18 protein-coding genes and 2 tRNA genes are annotated in these 19,143 nt (G+C 60.6%); 7 read left to right on the top strand and 13 right to left on the bottom strand.

The features are described from left to right. Positions 1 to 20 precede the first annotated feature (20 nt). Both IEV53_RS12875 and IEV53_RS12870 read left to right on the top strand, forming a co-directional pair. Positions 21 to 650 carry a TetR family transcriptional regulator gene (locus IEV53_RS12875; RefSeq protein WP_188427263.1) on the top strand — a complete coding sequence of 210 codons (630 nt, stop codon included), beginning with the start codon at positions 21 to 23 and terminating at the stop codon, positions 648 to 650. 46 nt (positions 651 to 696) lie between these two features. Next, positions 697 to 771 (top strand) — tRNA-Gln (locus IEV53_RS12870). A 288-nt stretch (positions 772 to 1,059) separates the two neighbouring features. Here the strand turns inward: IEV53_RS12870 and IEV53_RS12865 are convergent. From IEV53_RS12865 to mnmE, 6 genes are all read right to left on the bottom strand, one after another. After that, positions 1,060 to 1,135 (bottom strand) — tRNA-Lys (locus IEV53_RS12865). 85 nt (positions 1,136 to 1,220) lie between these two features. Further along, positions 1,221 to 2,108, bottom strand: coding sequence for a ParB/RepB/Spo0J family partition protein (locus tag IEV53_RS12860; RefSeq protein ID WP_188427225.1), 888 nt, complete (start codon positions 2,106 to 2,108; stop codon positions 1,221 to 1,223). Continuing rightward, positions 2,105 to 2,917, bottom strand: a complete 813-nt coding sequence (locus IEV53_RS12855) for a ParA family protein (RefSeq protein WP_188427224.1) — start codon at positions 2,915 to 2,917, stop codon at positions 2,105 to 2,107. The genes IEV53_RS12860 and IEV53_RS12855 overlap by 4 nt, the downstream gene beginning before the upstream one ends. Then, positions 2,907 to 3,488: a 16S rRNA (guanine(527)-N(7))-methyltransferase RsmG gene (gene rsmG / locus IEV53_RS12850; RefSeq protein WP_188427223.1), complete on the bottom strand. Its 582-nt coding sequence runs from the start codon at positions 3,486 to 3,488 to the stop codon at positions 2,907 to 2,909. Before rsmG ends, IEV53_RS12855 begins: the two co-directional genes overlap by 11 nt. Continuing rightward, positions 3,485 to 5,341 carry a tRNA uridine-5-carboxymethylaminomethyl(34) synthesis enzyme MnmG gene (gene mnmG, locus IEV53_RS12845; RefSeq protein WP_188427222.1) on the bottom strand — a complete coding sequence of 619 codons (1,857 nt, stop codon included), beginning with the start codon at positions 5,339 to 5,341 and terminating at the stop codon, positions 3,485 to 3,487. Before mnmG ends, rsmG begins: the two co-directional genes overlap by 4 nt. Positions 5,342 to 5,348: 7 nt before the next feature. Further along, positions 5,349 to 6,653, bottom strand: coding sequence for a tRNA uridine-5-carboxymethylaminomethyl(34) synthesis GTPase MnmE (gene mnmE / locus IEV53_RS12840; RefSeq protein WP_229719879.1), 1,305 nt, complete (start codon positions 6,651 to 6,653; stop codon positions 5,349 to 5,351). Positions 6,654 to 6,666: 13 nt separating this feature from the next. Here mnmE and IEV53_RS12835 point away from each other — a divergent pair, with 13 nt between their 5' ends. Continuing rightward, positions 6,667 to 7,113, top strand: a complete 447-nt coding sequence (locus IEV53_RS12835; protein WP_188427221.1) for a methylated-DNA--[protein]-cysteine S-methyltransferase — start codon at positions 6,667 to 6,669, stop codon at positions 7,111 to 7,113. Positions 7,114 to 7,292: 179 nt separating this feature from the next. On the opposite strand, the gene rho is transcribed toward IEV53_RS12835, so the two are convergent. The 3 genes from rho to IEV53_RS12820 form a co-directional block, all read right to left on the bottom strand. Continuing rightward, positions 7,293 to 8,588 carry a transcription termination factor Rho gene (gene rho, locus IEV53_RS12830; RefSeq protein WP_188427220.1) on the bottom strand — a complete coding sequence of 432 codons (1,296 nt, stop codon included), beginning with the start codon at positions 8,586 to 8,588 and terminating at the stop codon, positions 7,293 to 7,295. Between the two features lie 224 nt (positions 8,589 to 8,812). Beyond that, the gene (locus IEV53_RS12825; protein WP_188427219.1) at positions 8,813 to 9,340 is read right to left on the bottom strand and encodes a hypothetical protein; all 528 of its coding nucleotides are present in this window, start codon (positions 9,338 to 9,340) and stop codon (positions 8,813 to 8,815) included. Beyond that, positions 9,337 to 10,323: a magnesium transporter CorA family protein gene (locus IEV53_RS12820; protein WP_188427218.1), complete on the bottom strand. Its 987-nt coding sequence runs from the start codon at positions 10,321 to 10,323 to the stop codon at positions 9,337 to 9,339. Before IEV53_RS12820 ends, IEV53_RS12825 begins: the two co-directional genes overlap by 4 nt. A 124-nt stretch (positions 10,324 to 10,447) precedes the next feature. On the opposite strand from IEV53_RS12820, the gene trpB reads away from it, so the two are divergent. Both trpB and trpA read left to right on the top strand, forming a co-directional pair. Beyond that, complete coding sequence (trpB, locus tag IEV53_RS12815; RefSeq protein ID WP_188427217.1) at positions 10,448 to 11,674, top strand: tryptophan synthase subunit beta; 1,227 nt, start codon at positions 10,448 to 10,450, stop codon at positions 11,672 to 11,674. Further along, a complete protein-coding gene (gene trpA / locus IEV53_RS12810; RefSeq protein ID WP_188427216.1) occupies positions 11,671 to 12,486 on the top strand; it encodes a tryptophan synthase subunit alpha in 816 nt (271 codons plus the stop codon). The genes trpB and trpA overlap by 4 nt, the downstream gene beginning before the upstream one ends. Positions 12,487 to 12,554: 68 nt before the next feature. Here trpA and IEV53_RS12805 read toward each other — a convergent pair whose 3' ends face one another. Continuing rightward, a complete protein-coding gene (locus IEV53_RS12805; protein WP_188427215.1) occupies positions 12,555 to 13,124 on the bottom strand; it encodes an HdeD family acid-resistance protein in 570 nt (189 codons plus the stop codon). Positions 13,125 to 13,387: 263 nt separating this feature from the next. On the opposite strand from IEV53_RS12805, the gene IEV53_RS12800 reads away from it, so the two are divergent. After that, positions 13,388 to 14,479, top strand: a complete 1,092-nt coding sequence (locus tag IEV53_RS12800; protein WP_188427214.1) for a lysophospholipid acyltransferase family protein — start codon at positions 13,388 to 13,390, stop codon at positions 14,477 to 14,479. Here IEV53_RS12800 and IEV53_RS12795 read toward each other — a convergent pair. Next, the gene (locus IEV53_RS12795; protein ID WP_188427213.1) at positions 14,452 to 16,698 is read right to left on the bottom strand and encodes a TonB-dependent receptor; all 2,247 of its coding nucleotides are present in this window, start codon (positions 16,696 to 16,698) and stop codon (positions 14,452 to 14,454) included. The genes IEV53_RS12800 and IEV53_RS12795 overlap by 28 nt on opposite strands. A 317-nt stretch (positions 16,699 to 17,015) precedes the next feature. Here IEV53_RS12795 and IEV53_RS12790 point away from each other — a divergent pair, with 317 nt between their 5' ends. Then, on the top strand, positions 17,016 to 17,648 hold the full coding sequence (locus tag IEV53_RS12790) for a preprotein translocase subunit YajC (RefSeq protein ID WP_188427212.1): 633 nt from the start codon (positions 17,016 to 17,018) through the stop codon (positions 17,646 to 17,648). A gap of 126 nt (positions 17,649 to 17,774) precedes the next feature. On the opposite strand, the gene IEV53_RS12785 is transcribed toward IEV53_RS12790, so the two are convergent. Both IEV53_RS12785 and IEV53_RS12780 read right to left on the bottom strand, forming a co-directional pair. Continuing rightward, complete coding sequence (locus IEV53_RS12785) at positions 17,775 to 17,945, bottom strand: hypothetical protein (protein WP_188427268.1); 171 nt, start codon at positions 17,943 to 17,945, stop codon at positions 17,775 to 17,777. After that, positions 17,942 to 19,087: an Mrp/NBP35 family ATP-binding protein gene (locus IEV53_RS12780; protein WP_188427211.1), complete on the bottom strand. Its 1,146-nt coding sequence runs from the start codon at positions 19,085 to 19,087 to the stop codon at positions 17,942 to 17,944. The genes IEV53_RS12785 and IEV53_RS12780 overlap by 4 nt, the downstream gene beginning before the upstream one ends. Positions 19,088 to 19,143 lie beyond the last annotated feature (56 nt).

The following is a 19,143-nucleotide window of genomic DNA, read 5'->3' as shown; positions in this document are numbered from 1 at the left end:
GGGACAGGTTCATGACGGATATCGATCGCGAAGAGTTTGATCTCGCACTTCTGGAGGCGGGTTTCACCCTCGCCGCTGATAAGGGCTGGCATCGTTTCTCGCTGGTAGAGGCCGCGCATCGAGCCGGACTTGCAGTCGATGAAGTCCGTGCCCGCTTTGCCTTCCGTCACACATTGCTGCTTCGCCTGGGGCGACTGGCCGATGAGTCGGCTTTCCGGGACGATGGTCTTGGCGGCTCTGTACGCGAGCGTATTTTTGACCTCTTCATGCGTCGCTTTGACGTCTTCCAGCAATATCGCGAGGGCATTCGCGCCGTGCTGCAGGCCCTGCCGACCGAACCGGGCCTTGCCGTCATTCTCGGCGCCGCAACGCTCGACACCATGCGCTGGATGGCCGATCTCGGCGGTATCGACCGCAGCGGCTTTGGCGGGGCGATGCGTCTGAATGCGCTGGTAGGTGTCTGGGGCTTTGCCCTGCGCGCCTGGGAAAAGGACGAAAGCCCCGATCTCTCCCAGACCATGGCAGCGCTCGATCAGGCGCTGGACAAGGCAGAGCGCTACGGCGCGCTCAAGCCCTCGCCCGACCGCCTGATGGAAGAGGCAACCCGCAATACGGGCATCGCCGATCATTCACTCGAACTCGAAACATAATGGCTTTACGTCTGCCGAGAGGCAGACTAAAAGCCCTGACACGCAATGGGATGTAGCCAAGCGGTAAGGCAGCGGATTTTGATTCCGCCATTCGGAGGTTCGATCCCTCCCATCCCAGCCAGCGTTTCCTTCTGAAAATCTCTGCTTGTTCTGGCGCCCTGTGCTGTCACGCATCATGACGTCCGGAAGCATTTCTTCTCCAACAGGAGAGACGTGCAGGGCAGATCTATGCTTCCCAAGGCGCCGAACAGCCTCTGGAGGCGGCGCGTAGCCATAATCCCACATAATTCAGGCAAACCCGCTTCAGGGCCTCAGGCACAAAAGCGAACTGGCCAGAGCACGATAATGAATAGAAGATCAGGGTCTTCTGGTTGGGTGCATAATGTAAAGGGAGGTACCGGCGGGGCAATGGTGGGCACACAAGGGCTCGAACCTTGGACCCGCTGATTAAGAGTCAGCTGCTCTACCAACTGAGCTATGTGCCCATAGCCCCGCTCCGGTGAGGTGGCTTCTAACAGGGGGCGGAACAGGCATCAAGAGGAAAAATGCACTATTCCGCATCCGTAACTATCAGGAAGCTTTCTCCGGCGATAACAGACGCATCAGCGTGTCGAACTGGTCGAGGCTGCGATAGTCGAGACGCAGCGATCCGCCCTTGCCATTGAACTCGATCTTGACCTTGAGCCCGAGCTTCGTGGCCAGGTCGCGCTCGAGACGCACCAGCTCATTATCACGCGGGGCCTTGATCACTTCCTGTTCGGCCTTCGGGGCCTGACGGGCAAGAGCCTCTGTCTGACGCACATTGAGCCCACGAGCGATCACGATATCGGCTGCTGCACAGGGGTCAGGATGGGCCAGAAGCGCACGGGCATGCCCAGCGCTCAGCATCCCGTCACGTACCTTCTGACGCACTGCCTCGGGCAGGTTCAGCAGGCGCAGGATGTTGCCGATATGGGGGCGTGACTTGCCCACCGCACCAGCCAGCTCTTCCTGCGTCAGCGCATAATCGGTTAGAAGCCTTTGCAGCCCTTCTGCCTCTTCGATCGCGTTCAGATCGGCGCGCTGAAGGTTTTCGACCAGAGCGGCCGCCATGGCATCGGCATCATCCAGCAGACGCACATGCACCGGCACTTCATGCAGCCCGGCGCGCTGCGACGCACGCCAGCGGCGTTCACCCGCGATGATCTGGTAGCGCCCTTTCTGGTCGGGGTCGGGCCGCACCAGAATAGGCTGCAGAACGCCACGGCTGCGGATCGAATCCGCCAGCTCGTTCAGACGCCCCTCATCCATGTCCACACGCGGCTGAAACGGCCCGGGGGCCAGCAGATCGACACCGAGCATGGAGGGATTGGGAGCGCTCTCATGGCTGGGAGACTGCGCTCTGGGCATGTCGATGGCCTGATCGCCGAGAAGGGCCGCGAGACCGCGCCCAAGGCGCGGAGCCGGTTTCTTGCTCATGACGAAGCCCCTTCCTTGTCGGTGATACCCAGACGTCCGGCAATTTCCTGCGCCAGAGCGAGATAGGCAGCGGCGCCGCTGCTGCGACGATCATATTCGAGCACGGAGCATCCATGGCTCTGCGCTTCGGATATCTTGATATTGCGCGGAATCAGCGTCTCAAGCACCTGCTCACCGAAGAAATTGCGCGCATCGGCAGCAACCAGTTCTGACAGGTTGTTGCGCCGGTCGTACATGGTGAGAATGATACCGGCCACATGCAGATCGGCATTGAACGCCCGGCGCACTCGGTCGACCGTGCGGACGATCTGGCTGATCCCCTCAAGAGCGAAAAACTCGCATTGCAGCGGAATCAGCACGGCATCGGACGCCACAAGGGCGTTGAGCGTCAACAGCCCGAGGCTTGGCGGACAATCGATCAGAATGACGTCATAGCGACCCGAGAGGGCTTCCAGCGCCTCACGGATGCGAAACTCGCGTCGCTCGCCGCCAATCAGTTCGATCTCGGCGCCGGCCAGATCGGTGTTGGCTACGATGATATCGAGATTGGGCGTCTCGGTCGGGCGGGGCAGCTTTTCAGGCGGCGCCTCCTGCATCAGGGCAGCATAGCTGCCGATCTGGCGGGCATTGTAATCAACCCCCAGCCCGGTCGAGGCATTGCCCTGCGGGTCGAGATCGACCAGCAGCACGCGTTGCGTACTGGCAAGCGCCCCGGCCAGATTGATTGCTGTTGTGGTCTTGCCCACACCACCTTTCTGGTTGGTGATGGCGAGGATACGGGCCTTCTTGCCCGTGTCGTTAGTCGACACGTCTGATATCGCTTATCTCGATGATGGCGCCCCCTGAGGCGGCGCGATTGTCCAGAATTCTATGCTGCATGTGCCAGCACCGTTCGGCTTCGGTCAACTCGTCCGGCAGATTTTTCCCTTTCAAAAACAGGGCTTTTCCCTCCGGCAGAAGAAATGGCGCGCTCCATTCCAGCAATTGTGAGAGCGAGGCCAGAGCCCGTGCCGTCACATAAGGTGCAGGCGCAACCTCTGCCTGCTCGATGCGCCTGGACACGACCTGGGCTTTCACACCGCAGGCTCGCGCCGCCTCGCGCAGGAAGGCACATTTGCGCTGGTCTGACTCGACCATGACCATCTCGGCGTCGCAGGCGATCCCGATCATGAGCGCCGGGAACCCCCCGCCGGAGCCGAGATCGATCACGCGGGAACCGTGCTCGATATATGGCACCAGCCTGAGAGAATCCTCGATATGACGCTCCCACAGATGAGGCATATCACGCGGGCTCACCAGATTGATGCGCGCATTCCATTTTTCGAGAATTGCTGCAAAGGCTTCCAGACGTTCTCTGGTTTCACGTGAAACGCCATTCATGCCACAGCCCTCACATGAGCCAGAAGCGCAATCATGGCAGCAGGTGTCACACCCGGCACACGCTGCGCGGCAGCAAAATTGGCCGGTCTTGCCAGTGAAAGACGCTCCTTCATTTCACTGCTCAGCCCGCCGATGCGGGCATAATCGAGATCGCTTGGCAGAGTGATCTGCGCCTCGCCGGCGAGCTGCCTGATCTCACGCTCCTGTCGTTGCAGGTAGCCACCGTAGCGGGCCTCAGTCTCGACATGCCGCCGCACACGCAAAGGCAACGCCGCAAACCACGGCGCCAGACGCTCGACCGCCCCCTCTTCAGTCTGGCCGCATAGCACATCGAGCAGCGAACGGCGCCTTCCGTCCTGAGATACGGTGATGCCCTGCGCTGCCAGATCCTGCGGCGCGTGAAGAGCCTGACGCGCTTGCTCCATCGCCTGAGCAATAGCGCTTTCATCTTCTTCCAGCTTCGCTGCCCGCTCGGCACCGACACAGCCCATGGCCTTGCCCAGTGCTGTCAGACGCAGATCGGCATTGTCAGCACGCAGACTCAGACGATACTCGGCACGCGATGTGAACATGCGATAAGGCTCGGACACCCCCTGAAGCGTGAGATCATCGAGCATCACCCCCAGATAGGCCTGATCGCGACCCAGAATGAGGGGCGCATTCCCCACCACGAAACGGGCGGCATTCAGCCCGGCCAGAAGCCCCTGCGCACCAGCCTCTTCATAGCCGGTGGTGCCGTTGATCTGCCCTGCGAGATAGAGCCCTGTCATGGCTGTCAGCGCAAGGCTGGGCGCCAGCTCTCTTGGGTCGACATAATCATATTCCACAGCGTAGCCCGGCGTGACGATACGCGCCTTTTCCAGCCCCGGAATGGAAGCGATCATCAGCGCCTGGATATCTGCGGGCAGGCTGGTAGAGATCCCGTTCGGATAGACCAGATCGCCGCCCGGATTACCCGGCAGCCCCTCAGGCTCGAGAAAGATCTGATGCCCGTCCTTCTCGCCAAAGCGCACGACCTTGTCTTCGATCGACGGACAATAGCGAGGCCCCCTTCCTGCAATCGCTCCGCCGTAGAGCGCAGAAAGCGCCAGATTATCGCGAATGATCTGATGCGTTTCGGGCGTAGTGGTGGTGATGCGGCATGACAACTGATCGGTCGTGATCCTGTCAGTCAGGCGGCTGAAAGGCTCCGGCAGCGCATCGCCCTTGTCTTCGACGAGCGATTCCCAGTCGATCGAGTCTCGTGCGATACGCGCAGGTGTACCGGTCTTGAGGCGCCCCATACGCAGGCCCATTGCCTCCAGCCGCTCACCCAGACGAGCTGCCGGGCGCTCACCGATGCGCCCCGCCTGCTCCTGTGTATGACCGATATGAATGACCCCGCGCAGAAACGTGCCGCTGGTGACGACCACAGCGCCGCATCTGAAAACCCGCCCGTCCTCGCATACGACACCCGTGACACGACCGTCGTGAATTTCCAGATCAGCCACCTCACCAGCGAGGATGGTCAGATTGGGCGTCTCTGCAAGAAGCGCCTGAATGGCGTTGCGATAAAGATAGCGGTCGGCCTGCGCACGCGGCCCGTGCACGGCAGGCCCCTTGGAACGGTTCAGCAGCTTGAAATGAATACCTGCCCGGTCGGCAGCACGCCCCATGAGGCCGTCAAGCGCGTCGATTTCGCGCACCAGATGGCCCTTGCCTATGCCGCCAATCGCCGGGTTGCACGACATGGCACCGATCATTTCGGGTTTCTGGGTCAGAAGAAGCGTACGCGCACCGAACCGTGCCGAAGCTGCCGCCGCCTCACTTCCCGCATGTCCGCCGCCTATGACGACAACATCAAACTCGTTCACACAGCCCTCATTTACCAATGCAGAATTGTCCAAATATCACATCCAGCAGGGACTCGACATCAACTTGTCCCGTCAGGCGCCCGAGTGCGCGCATGGCCAGACGTAGCGCCTCACCCCTCACTTCTGGCCAGGAAGCATTGCGCGCCTGGTCGAGATAAAGCAGTGCCTCCTCAATTCCGGCTCTGTGGCGCGCACGGGTCAGGGGGGCACCTACCCCAGCCGTCAGCCCCTTGATGCGTTCAGCAAGCGCCGCCTCGAAAGCCTGCATCCCTTCGCCTGTCTGCACACTCAACCCCAGGCTACCCGCAATGGCGGGCTGCAGATCGATCTTGTTGCTCACCAGAAGCGCATCAGGCCGCAACGGCATTTCGGCTTCACCCGCCATCACGTGCAGCACGAGGTCTGCATGTTCCACGTGAAACATCGCCCGCTTGATACCTTCGGCCTCGATCTCGTCTTCGGTCTCACGCAGCCCCGCCGTGTCGACGAGGCGCAGGCGTACGCCATGAAAAAGCCAGTCGATGGCAATGACGTCGCGCGTCGTCCCGGCACGATGCGTCACGATGGCCGCATCATAGCCAGCCAGATAATTGAGCAGGCTCGACTTGCCGACATTGGGCGCGCCTGCAATCACGACGGTCAGACCGCGCCGCACAATCTCACCGCGCTTATCTGCCAGATGGGCACTCAACGCCGCGCGCAGATCATCAAGTGTGTTCGCAAGCATCTGCTCGACAGAATCCGGAAGATCTTCGTCCGGGAAGTCGATCAATGCCTCCTGATGCGCCAAAAGGATTTTCAGACGCTCGCTCCAGCCTTCGTATAGACGGCTGAGCGCACCATCGGCCTGGGCCAGCGCCTGCTGCCTCTGGCTTTCGCTTTCGGCCTCAACCAGATCGCCGATGGCTTCTGCCTGCAGCAGATCGAGCCTGCCAGCCTGCACCGCACGACGCGTGAACTCCCCCGCCTCGGCCGGTCGCGCCCCAAGTACGGTCAGGGCCAGGGCAACACGATCGATCACCGCGGGCCCGGCATGAAGATGCAGTTCGAACCCGTCTTCACCGGTATAGGAACGCGGGCCCGGCAACCACAGCACCATGGCATCGTCCAGATGCTCGCCCTCATGACGCAGCGCTCGCAGGCTCGCCTGTCGCGGCAGTGGAAGGCGGTCTGAACACAACCCGGCCAGCACCTCTTGAGCGCCGGGACCACTTGCGCGCATGATGGCGATCGCCGCCCGTCCGGCCCCTGTCGCCAGAGCGAAAATGACTTCGCCCTTGCGCGCTGCCGGGCTTTCCATCGCGTCAACCATGTGAATTCCTTCTATGCCCCAGCTCTCTTTGCATTCTCCTCTCGGTCCCCTCACCCTCAGCGAGGATGAAGGCGCCATCGTCGCCCTTGATTGGGGATGGGGACGCGATCAGGAAAAGACACCCCTTCTTACCCGCGCCCAGACCATGCTGGAACGCTATTTCGATGGTGAGCCTGAAAGTTTCGACCTGCCACTGACGCCCTGGGGTACCACCTATCGCAAGGCGGTCTGGGCGGCCCTGCGCGACGTTCCCTATGGGCAGACCGTCAGCTATGCCGAACTGGCTGCCAGGGCTGGCGGCTCCGCCCGCTCTATCGGCGGCGCCATGGCGCATAACCCCATCCCCATTCTGATCCCTTGCCATCGTGTGCTCGGCAAAGGCCATCTCGGGGGCTATTCGGGTGAAGGCGGACTGGATGACAAACGCTATCTGCTTCGTCTGGAAGGTGTCGCGCTCTAACGTGGCCTTCACGGGGCGCTGCCCCGTCCCCCGGAAAGGGGCGCGCCCCTTTCATCCCGATTTAAAGGTTTCCAAAGGGCGACGGCCCTTTGGCGGGGGATGGGGTAAAGCCCCATAAAAAAAGCCGCCGGGCACCCACAGGCACCCAGCGGCTTGACCGTCACGAACTGACCCGAAAATCAGTTGTTCATGGCGTCGAAGAAATCCTGGTTCGTCTTGCTGTATTTCAGCTTGTCGAGCAGGAAGTCCATCGCATCCATCGTGCCCATCGGCGACAGGATACGACGCAGCACCCACATCTTCGAAAGCATGGCGCGATCGACAAGGAGTTCTTCCTTACGTGTGCCCGACTTGGTGATATCGATAGCCGGGAAGGTACGCTTGTCGGCGAGCTTGCGATCAAGGATGAGTTCGGAGTTACCCGTACCCTTGAACTCTTCGAAGATGACTTCGTCCATGCGGCTGCCCGTATCGATCAGCGCCGTGGCGATGATGGTGAGCGAGCCACCCTCCTCGATGTTACGCGCCGCACCAAAGAAGCGCTTGGGGCGCTGCAGGGCGTTGGCATCGACACCGCCGGTCAGCACCTTGCCCGACGAGGGCACAACGGTGTTGTAGGCGCGGGCAAGACGGGTGATCGAGTCGAGCAGGATCACAACGTCACGCTTGTGTTCCACCAGACGCTTGGCCTTTTCGAGCACCATTTCAGTCACCTGAACGTGGCGGGTCGCGGGCTCATCGAAGGTGGACGACACGACTTCGCCACGCACCGAGCGGGCCATGTCGGTCACTTCTTCAGGACGCTCGTCGATGAGAAGAACGATCAGGAAGACGTCAGGATGATTGGCACTGATCGACGAGGCGATGCTCTGCAGCATCACGGTCTTGCCTGTGCGGGGCGGGGCCACGATCAGGGCGCGCTGGCCCATACCGATGGGAGCAACGAGATCGATCACGCGCGGCGTGTAGTCGCGCTGGTCTTTCTTGCCCTTGCCGGTCGGCTGCGGCTCGGGGGCACCGACCTGCTCGACTTCCATACGCAGGCGACGCTCGGGATAGAGCGGCGTCAAATTGTCGAAATTGATGCGCTGACGAACGGAGTCAGGTTCTTCGAAATTGATCGAGTTGACCTTGAGCAGCGAGAAATAGCGCTCACCATCGCGCGGCGCGCGAATCTGACCCTCAACCGTGTCACCGGGACGCAGGCCGAAGCGGCGCACCTGGGCGGGAGAGATATAGATATCGTCCGGGCCAGGAAGGTAATTGGCCTCGGGTGAGCGGAGAAAGCCGAAACCGTCAGACAGGATTTCCAGCGTGCCTTCGCCATAGATGGCCTGATCATTATCCGCCAGGGTCTTGAGAATGGCGAACATGATGTCCTGCTTGCGCATTGAGGACGCGTTTTCGATCTGCAGCTCTTCAGCATAGGCCAGCAGATCGGCAGGTGATTTTTTCTTGAGTTCAGCAAGATGCATGAAAAGCGCCTTAGATGGGCTATAGTCCACTGCTCGGGAGACGGAATCCGTATCCGTGACAGATGATCGATCGCGAAAGAATGCCCCGTCAGATGGGCCGCAGAACCGGGCCCGACGATGAGCGAAGACGAAAGGTCTTGTGAGAGAGGCCGCGATGCAGTGAACGCATGCGGCTCTTGCTGTTCAGTCTAATGAGAAATAACGCTTTCTGTCAATAGTGCCGGTCAGCCGCGCCAGGGCTTCATCAGGTACTCACCGGAGCTGTTCTCCCCTTCCCCCAGGCCGGGCAGAAGAAACATCAGGGGCTGGGCTTTCACCTTTTCGCTATAGGCCCCCGAGATTAGGGCCGGGCCGCACATGCCGCTGAGATGCAATGTGCTGGGAAGCGCGATGTCGACACGACAGGCTATCGCAGTTTCGCCCCGGCTCGCTTCCAGAAGATGGCCGTTCAAAGGCGCGGCCTGGAGCGGGCGGTTCTCGGCATCGAGTGCAACGAATTCACCTGCAATCTGCAATCCATCGAGATGATAGCCGATCAGCACGCGGGTTGGCTGCCTGCCCTGATAGCCAGGCGCCTGACGGAAGCCGAGAGGGAAGTCGCTTGCCCCTTCAAATTTCAGCGGCTCCTGCACCAGCTTGTCGAGCATCGCCTGGGCCTGCTGAGTGGTGGTCTGTGTAACGGGACCAGCCAGAGCCTGATGGGCAATCGAAGCCAATGCGAGTAGGAAAACAGACAGAGCGTACCGGTTCACGATGAACGATCTCCAAACCATCCCCGGCGCCAGAAAATGAACAGGGGCAGCAGCACCGAGAAAGCCATGAGGCCTAACGCATAATAATAGCCGTAGCGCCATTCGAGTTCCGGCATGATCTTGAAATTCATACCGTAAATACCCGCAAGCAGGGTCGGGGTAATACCGACGAAGCTCACCACGGTCAGCAATTTCATGCCGTCATTCTGGTCGATACTGATAAAGCCCAGCGTCGCATCGAGCAGGAACTGTACCTTGACCGTCATCTGCGCCACGTAGTCGTTCAGTGAGGCCACGTCGCGACCCATGATGCGCAGCCGCGTCTGCAGCGTATCGCGAAACTCGAAATAGCGCGCATCGCCGAGGAACATCCCTATGCGATCCACCCCCAGCAGACTTTCCCTGATCGACGAGGTCAGATCGCCGCTCTCGCCCAGCTTCCTGAGTGTCTGGCGCAGCACATCGGCATTGCGCACGCGCCTGCGCGAGCGCTTGTCGGCAAAGACAGTGCGTGAAATCGTATCGAGGGTATGCCCGGCGTTTTCGAGAATATCCGCCAGACGATTGACGATGGTCTCAAGCAGGTGAATGGCGAGTTCGGGCACATCCGACAGGGCGAAATCGACATCATTGGCCGCCAGATCGCGACTCATGGTCTCGAAGGCCGTATAGCTTGCATAGCGCAGCGTGATCAGCCAGTTGGGCGAGACGACCATACCGACAGGATAGGTCGTCAGCCGGTCATCGATCATGCGTACAAGAGGCGTCGAGAGATAGATGACATCTCCCTTGCGGTAATGACGTGACGAACTCTCGATTTCCTCCAGCGCATCACGGCGTGGCAGGCTCAACCCCGTCACGGCCTCTGCCAGTCTGATCTCGTCTTCGCTCGGTTCGATCAGATCGAGCCAGGAGACGTTTTTCGCATCTTCGGCGGCAACGATCTCATGAATAGGGCGCCCCACAGGATGCGCTAGAAACATCGAACCTTCCTTTCCGGCTCAGACAGCTTTCCCCTGCGGGTCGGGAATGGACGTCATGCCGCCCCTCTGGTATCGCAGAAACCCGCTTGCCGTGTCGATCCATGCCTCAAACAGGACAATTCGCATGAGTTCTGAAGTCTCCCCCCGTCTCAACAGCCTGCGCAACGGTCCCGATCAGCGCGGCCGTTTCGGCACGTTCGGGGGCCAGTTCGTTGCTGAAACCCTCATGCCTCTGGTGCAGGATCTGGCCGATGCCTATCAGGCAGCCAAGGCCGATCCGAGCTTTCGACAGGAACTCGATTACTACTTCCGCGACTATGTCGGCCGCCCCAGCCCGCTCTGGCATGCGAAGCGCCTGAGTAAGGAACTCGGCGGCGCGAAGATCTATCTCAAGCGCGAAGAACTGAACCATACAGGCTCGCACAAGCTCAACAACGTCATGGGGCAGATCCTGCTGGCACGACGCATGGGCAAGACGCGCATCGTGGCCGAGACCGGTGCGGGTCAGCATGGCGTGGCCACGGCGACCGTCTGTGCGCTGTTCGGTCTGAAATGCACCGTCTATATGGGCGCGGTCGATGTCGAGCGGCAGAAGCCAAACGTATTCCGCATGCATCTTCTTGGCGCCGAGGTACACCCCGTGACAGCGGGCTCCGGCACGCTGAAAGACGCCATGAACGAGGCCATGCGCGACTGGGTGGCCAATGTGCATGACACCTATTTCCTGGTCGGTACGGTCGCAGGGCCGCACCCCTATCCGGAAATGGTGCGTGACTTCCAGTCGATCATCGGCATCGAGACGCGCGAACAGATCATGCAGGCCGAAGGCCGGCTGCCTGACGTTCTGGTGGCGGCAATCGGCGGCGGCTCGAACGCCATGGGTCTGTTCCATCCTTTCCTCGACGATGAATCGGTCAAGATGGTCGGTGTCGAGGCAGCAGGCCATGGTCTGGATAGCGGGCTGACGGCAGCCTCGATTTCTCGTGGACGCTCGGGTGTGCTGCATGGCAACCGCACCTATCTGCTTCAGGACGAATTCGGCCAGATTGCCGAGGCGCATTCCATCAGCGCAGGCCTCGATTATCCGGGCATCGGGCCTGAGCATTCCTGGCTCAACGATATCGGACGCGTGGAATATGTCGGCGTAACCGACAAGGAGGCGCTCGACGCCTTCCAGCTTCTGACCCGTACCGAAGGCATCATTCCCGCGCTGGAATGCGCCCATGGTCTGGCCCAGGTGATGAAGATCGCCCCGACCATGACGCCGGATCAGATCATTGTTCTCAACCTCTCCGGCCGCGGCGACAAGGACATCTTCACCGTCGCCGAACATCTGGGAGTGTCGCTGTGAGTCGTATCAAGGCCCGTTTCGAATCCCTCAAGGCCGAAGGGCGCGGCGCGCTCATTCCCTATCTTCAGGCCTATGATCCCGATCTCGAAACCTCTCTCGCCCTGCTCAAGGGCATGCCGGGCGCAGGTGCCGATCTGATCGAAATCGGCGTCCCGTTCTCTGATCCTTCAGCCGATGGCCCGACCATCCAAGCCGCCGCGCTGCGCGGTCTCAAGGCAGGGGCAACGCTTGCCGGTGTGCTTACCATGGTGCGTGCCTTCCGTGAAAGCGACAACGAGACCCCCATCATCCTGATGGGCTATCTCAACCCGATCGACAGCTATGGCCCGGCGCGTTTCTGCACAGATGCCGCACAGGCAGGGGTCGATGGCCTGATCATTGTCGACCTCCCGAAGGAAGAGAGCGATCTGCTCTCTGACGATGCGCAGAAAAACGGGCTCGATATCATCCAGCTCGTGGCCCCCAACACGCCCGATGAGCGTCTGCCCTATCTGCTCGATACGGCCTCGGGCTTCATCTATTATGTGAGCATCACGGGCATCACAGGCACGCGTACAGCGAGCGGCGATGAACTGGCAGCAGCCCTGCCCCGCCTGCGCGCCGTAAGCCCCCTGCCTGTCGCCATCGGATTTGGCATACGCACACCGGAGCAGGCGGCCCAGGCCGCCTCGGTAGGTGATGCGGCTGTCGTGGCATCGGCACTTATCTCGACCCTCGCCACCACCCTTGAAGACGACAAAGCCACTGACGGCACAGTGCCTGCCGTTCTCGGCCAGCTTGCCACCATCGCCAGGGCCGTACGCGGCTCATAAAAAAGGGGGCGTTCACCGCCCCCTTTTCATTACCTGACCCGGCGGCTGCATCACGCAGCCGCTCGGTATCATTTCCCGGCGTTCCTGAGCGACAGACCAAAAGACAGAGCCGAAATACCGCCAAAGATCAGTTCGATGGCGATAAAGGTCCCGATCAGCCATAGCCCGGACCAGGGCAGCGTCACGAAAATCAGAACGCCCGTCAGAAGCGCCACGACAGCACTCAGGATCAGCGTCCACCAATTGGCCACGTAACGGTGACCTGCCGCCCAGAGAGCGCGCATGACACCCGACGCCATGAGACAGCCAGCCAGAAAAGCCGTAAGGAACACAGAGCCAGTTGCAGGTTCCTGAATGAGCAGAATGCCGCCCAGAACATAAAGAAAGCCCATCAGCGCCGTGATCCAGAAGCGCGAGCCTTCAACATCGCGATGGGCAAAGCTCTGGGCAAGATAGGCCACACCCGAGAAAATCAGCAGAAACCCGATAACAATGATGCTCGCCAGAGTCGTCACCACGGTATCGACAAAGGCAATGCCTCCCAGAATGAGCAGCACCACACCGATACCGATAAACCAGTTGGGTTTGAGTTTCGGATTGATCGGGGGAAGACCGGGAAAATCACCAAGGCCAGCCATATTGTTTATTCCTTTCTTTCGCATCTCTACGCATCAACGTCGCATCCGGGCGCATCAGAGCGTTGTGAACAATATGTTATCTTCCCTGCCGACGGCGGCGATGTTTCACGTGAAACGCTGAGGCAATCAGCAGAAACGACCGTTCTGCGTATGCTTGGCGTACGCTGGTCCGCCATATTGGGGGACGCTACGCCCCACCATTCGCGCCCATCAGTTTGGCACGACGATTGTCACACTTGCATCATGACAGTATTGAACGATGCATGAGTGCAGATCTCTTCCGAAACCGGCTCGCCGGATTGCTGCCGCGACGGGGCCATGCTTCAGACAGCGCCCCTATACGCAGCAAGTCGCGTCCTGTTCTTGAAGAGAGCGCCAACTGCACGCCGTCCGGGCGTATCCATGGAAAGATCGAAGCCCTTTGCGCGAGCCTGCGTCTGGCTGGCATTGTGGTCTGGGTGCCGCTTTCGGTCGGGTTCGAAGCGCTTCTCCTGCCCATTCCCGGCGTGATGAAAATACGCTGGACACGCGTGATCTGGGGCGTGCTGTGCAAGCTGCTCGATCTGGACATCAAGATGATCGGCCGCCCCGTCGGCACGGTTGGTGGGCAAAAAGGTCGCGACCGTGGCGAGCGTCCGGTCATCTATGTGGCCAATCATTCTTCCTGGCTCGATATCCCTGTTCTGGGCACCAAGATCTATTCTGTCTTCGTCGCCAAGGGTGATATCGAGCGCTGGCCCATCATGGGGCTGGTCTCCAAGATCGGGCGCACGATTTTCGTGAGCCGTAACAGAAGCACGACAGGGCGCGAGCGTGATGAAATGATCACCCGCCTTGCCACTGGCGATAATCTCATCCTTTTCCCTGAGGGCACGTCGTCAGACGGATCGCGCGTCCTGCCGTTCATGTCGACGTTTTTCGCCATCGCCAAATTGCCGCGCCTGCCGAAAAACGCCCCGCCTGTCGACATGCCGTCATACCCGCCCGGCCTCACCCCGCTCATCCAGCCCATCTCTCTCGTCTATGACAGGCTGGAGGGGCTACCGGTCAATCGCACGAAACGCGCTGTTTTTGCCTGGTATGGCGACATGGATCTCGGGCCGCATGTCTGGCAGTTTCTTAAGAAGCGTAACAAGCGCGCCACCATCCTGATGCACCCCCCGCTGGCACCGGAAGATTTCCCCAGCCGCAAGGCGCTGGCCAACGCCGCCTGGGCTGCTGTCGCTCAGGGTGCCGCCGCACTCAGACAGAACAACGACACCGTGCAGGGCTGGTCTCCCGAACCACTTGTGGAACCAAGCCTCGCTACTGCTTCAGAAGCATGCGATCAGAAATCGATTTCGGTCGTTGCGTGATAGGTCCGGGGCAACCCGGCCACCGCTGAGTTCGTGGCAGTCGCCGCCCCATTGATCGAACTGGGGTAGACAGACGCCCAGTAGCGCTTGTCTGTCACATTCGTCACGCCGAACCTCACCACAACCGGCACGCGATACAGATGAAAACCGTAACGGGCGCCCAGATCGAGCGTCGTAAAGCCCGCAGCGAACTGACGGTTTTCGACATCGGCTGCACGCCGGCCCATTACATGGACGCTGGCATTGACAGCACCACCCCGCATCCATGACGCATGATAATCGAGCAGCATGCTGGCCTGAACCGGCGCCACACCCACAACCTGCTTATGGGCGGTAAGACCCTGGCCCGTTGCGCCCGTCTGGGCATCCAGCCAGGTGACGCCACCAAACAGGCTGAGCGCCCTGCCCAGCTTTCCAGCGACCTGCCCCTCCACACCGTAATTGCGCTGCTGCCCTGCCTCCCGATAGACGCCTGTCGTCGGATCGGTGAAAGCAAAGCCGCGTGTCATGCGAAACCCGGCGGCACTCACCATCAGATCCGGCAGCGGGCGATATTTGATGCCAACCTCATATTCTTCAGAGCGCAGAGGCGAGAGCACCTCATTGGCATTCGTGCTGGTGGCAGGGGCCACCGGCCCTGCCTGAACAGCCCGCCCCCATGTTGCATAGAGACTGGTCCGGCTGTCTGCGCGATAGATCAGACTGGTCGTAGGCGTGAAGACCGGCCCGACGCTGTAGCGTGCCGTCGTGACACCCTGGGTATTGCCGCTTGTCGTATCGAGCCAGCTCCAGGCCAGCGTCCCCATGACGGACCAGTGCCGTGTCAATGCGATCGTGTCGCCTGCCAGCAGCGATTGCGACATGATGGAGGCTGATTGATACCGGCCCGAAAAATAGGGCTGGGTTCCTGAAAACACGACAGGCGCCCCGATGCGCGCCGTACCCAGAACGGCGCTCTGGCCCTGGGTCGGGTTGAATGTCCCCATGCTGTAGCCATTCGACCCGATCAGGATCTGATGAGCGAAAGGCCCCGTATGGAAGCGGCCATTCACATAGGCCAGATTCGACCAGACCTTGAAATCATTGGCTGTTGTCGCCGCTGCGATGCTGGTCCGGTAGCGACCCACCGAGTCCGTCAGCGTGTTGGTGACGGAAAACACATTGCGCCAGGCGTCCTGATACAGACCACCAAGCGTTACCGACCAGTCCTCGTTGAAACGATGGGTAAGTTTGGCCAGCGCGGTGTTGGTCGAGGCGTTATATCCTGCGAAATCCTGTCCATAGCCGCGTCGGGACAGATCGGGTGCTGCAGGCAGGGCAAGACCCGTAGCGTAGGAGAAGCCGCCAGCATAGCCGCGCTGGGCATAGCTGTACTGGCTGGCATCGATCTGAAGCGTCGTCCTGGAATCGATCCTGAAATCGAAGGCCCCGGAAATGAGCCCCCGGCGGAGATGCGTACCGGGCGCATAGGTGCCTCCGGACTGGTTCAGCATGGTCACCCGATAGCCGAACCATTTATTGCGCCCCACCCGACCGGACGCATCGAGTGACTCGAATGGTGCGCTGGTCGAATCGACACCAAACGCCAGATGCTCACGCTGCCGATCGGTCGGTCGGTTGAGGGTATAGTCGAAAGTACCCGCCGGATTCTGCGGCCCGTAGAGCGCACCCGAGAGGCCATTGAGCACCTGAAGCGAGTCGAACTGCTCGGCGGCATAGGGCGTGGTGATAACCATGTTCAGCCCATCAAGACGCGAGTTGGAAATGACATCCGCCTCGAAGCCACGCGATTGCGGTCGGCTCGTATTGGGGTCGCCGCGCATTTCGAGCTGCACCGATGGCATATATTGTGCCAGATCATTCGCGTTGCGCGATTGCTGGTTCACGATCACATCCCGTGGCACGGTCATGATCGAGAAGGGCGTATCCAGCAGATCGCGCGTGCCGAGCGGCCCGAGGGCAGCTTCCTTGCTGCCGTATTCCGCCAGCATGCCGGCGGCCTGACGCCCGCGCACTGTGATGCGCTCATCCGGTGTCCGGCCTTTTCCCGTTGATCCCGCCTGACGCTGCCCCGGCGTATGAGGTGCCTTGCGCACAGGCGCTGTCGATGCCGGTTTCGTCACGGCCTGTTCGGCACGGGCAGAGCCAACAGCCGTGATGGAAATACAAAGGAGCAGAAGACTGCGTCCACAGACGCCGGGAATGGAGAGACGAGCCATGGCTCGTTTCCACATCAAAATAAGGCGGATGTCACGTCTGTCGTGCAGCGAAAGCCGCGTTTCGTCTGCATCGGTTGCACCCGGGCCTCACTCCCGCCTCATCCGCCTGTCGGGCTGACCATCACAGATGGCAGCCATGGCCGCGGCGCATGACAATTGCGCAAGGCGAGGCGGACGCCCCCTTTCCGGAAGGACCAACATAGGGCAACCTGAGTTTCTTGGTCTCCCGTGCCAAGAAGACAGAACAGTTGATCATTCTGCTCTGACTGACACCCAAGAAGGACAAGAACGTTCCCATGGTTTCGAGGACAATGCGCATGACCCGTCATTTTCTGCGCCCTGCACTGACTGCCCTTCTTCTGTCGGCTCCCGCTCTGACAGTCACGGCGCCCTACGCCGCGGCTCAGGCTGTCATCACGGGCAATCAGAAAATGGTCGCAACCGTAGAGAGCGTGGATCATGAGACACGCACCATCCTGCTTCGCGACAAGAAGGGTGGATTGCTGAACGTCACGATCCCCAAAGGCGCCAAGGATCTGCCCCATCTGGAAGCGGGCGACCGCATCAGCATGCAGTTCTTCCAGACAATGGCCGCTGATATCGCCCGACCCGACTCACCCCTGCCTGAATCGACGGTCTCATCGGCCAAGGGATACGCAAAGCGTCATCCGCACGGCATGCTGATTTCATTCCAGCGTCAGCGCGTGCGCATCCTTGCTGTCGATGCTGCCGCCCATAAGGTGACGTTCATCGATCATGCCGATGTCACCCGCACGGCAACCATCGACCAGAAGGCTCTGCTGCCGCTTCTTTCTTCGCTGAAGATGGGCGATGAAGTCGATGTGACGACCATGGACGCCGTTTCGTTCTCGGTGCTCAACCGCACAGTAAACGGCGACGTCTCTGTGACGGAAGATCAGGGCACCCAGACGAAGCCTGCGGGCAAATAAAGGGTCCTCAGGGCTCTGCCCTGAACCCGCGAAGGGGCTTGCCCCTTCGATCCCTGCTTTGATCAGTCAGGTTTCCAAAGGACGACTGTCCTTTGGCGGGGGGCGGGGCAGCGCCCCGCCTGTCTCTCAGGGCGCTGTCGATACCGGTTTCCACAGTGTATCCGGCGGCGGCAGATGGGGTGAGTTGTCGATCACCCCATAGCCATCGGCGGCATAGCCATGATGCGCCACCCTCTGCGGGCCGCAACCGCAAAGACCCGCACCTGCGACCAGAAGCACCACAGCCAGACGTGTCATGCGCCGGGTTCCAGACGCAGACTGTCGGCAACCGCGCGGGCAAGACGGGTATAGGCCTGCGCCGCCTCGCTTTCCGGGGCTGAGAGAATGATTGGCGTACCCGCATCGGCGCTCATGCGGATATCGGCCAGAAGAGGAATCTCCCCAAGGAACGGCACATTAGCTTTCTCGGCTTCCTCACGCGCACCGCCATGGCCGAATAGCTCGGTACGGTGGTTGCAGTTCGGGCAGCAGAAATAGGACATGTTCTCGACCACACCGAGAAGCGGCACGTTCATGCGCTCGAACATGGTCAGGCCGCGACGGGCATCAAGCAGGGCAATATCCTGCGGGGTCGAGACAATCACGGCACCGCGCAGGCTGAGCTTCTGCGCGATGGTCAGCTGCGCATCGCCCGTACCGGGCGGCATGTCGATCACCAGCACATCAAGAGCGGGCCAGGCCACATCGGCGAGAAACTGGCCAATGGCGCCCATCACCATGGGACCACGCCAGATCATGGCCTGCTGCTCGTCCACCAGGAAGCCGATCGACATGGCATGCATGCCCCAGGCCTCGACAGGAATGATCTTGCCATTTTCAAGCGCCGGTTTGGCAGAATGGCCAAGCATACGCGGCAGGGAGGGACCATAGATATCGGCATCCAGCATGCCGGTGCGCAGACCGAGCTTGGCAAGCCCCGCCGCCAGATTGACGGCAGTGGTCGATTTGCCGACACCGCCCTTGCCGGAGGCCACGGCAATGATGGCACGCACCTGCGGCAGGGCCTTGCCGTCCGGACGCGTCGGCTGAGGATGACCGGGGCTGTTGGCGGGCTGTTCGAGCTGGAAGGGGCGATGCCCCTGGGGTTGGGGCGCTGCCTTGCCCGGGGCGCGATGCGCGGTCAGAATGATGGTAGCACGGGTAATGCCGGGCAGACTGGCAAGAGCCGCCTCGACACGGGAACGCATTGGCTCGATACGGGCGGCATCCTCACGCGATGTCGCAAGCGACACATGGGCGTGACCGTCACGCAGGGCGATCCCTTCGAGCGACGCAAAGCTCAGAACATTCGATGTGCCTGCCTCGTCTTTGACAAGACGCAGGGTCTCGAGAATCCTGCGCTGGTCGGCTTCATTGGCGGGTTTTTCAAAATCGGTCATGTTTGTCCTCTGGCGACGGGGCCGTACCCCATGCCTTTTCGTTTAGCATGGCGGGA

The organism is Asaia siamensis (assembly GCF_014635085.1).
Classification (GTDB): domain Bacteria; phylum Pseudomonadota; class Alphaproteobacteria; order Acetobacterales; family Acetobacteraceae; genus Asaia; species Asaia siamensis.
The sequence above is the reverse complement of the archived record's forward strand: the minus strand, read 5'-3'. Positions and strand labels throughout refer to the sequence as shown.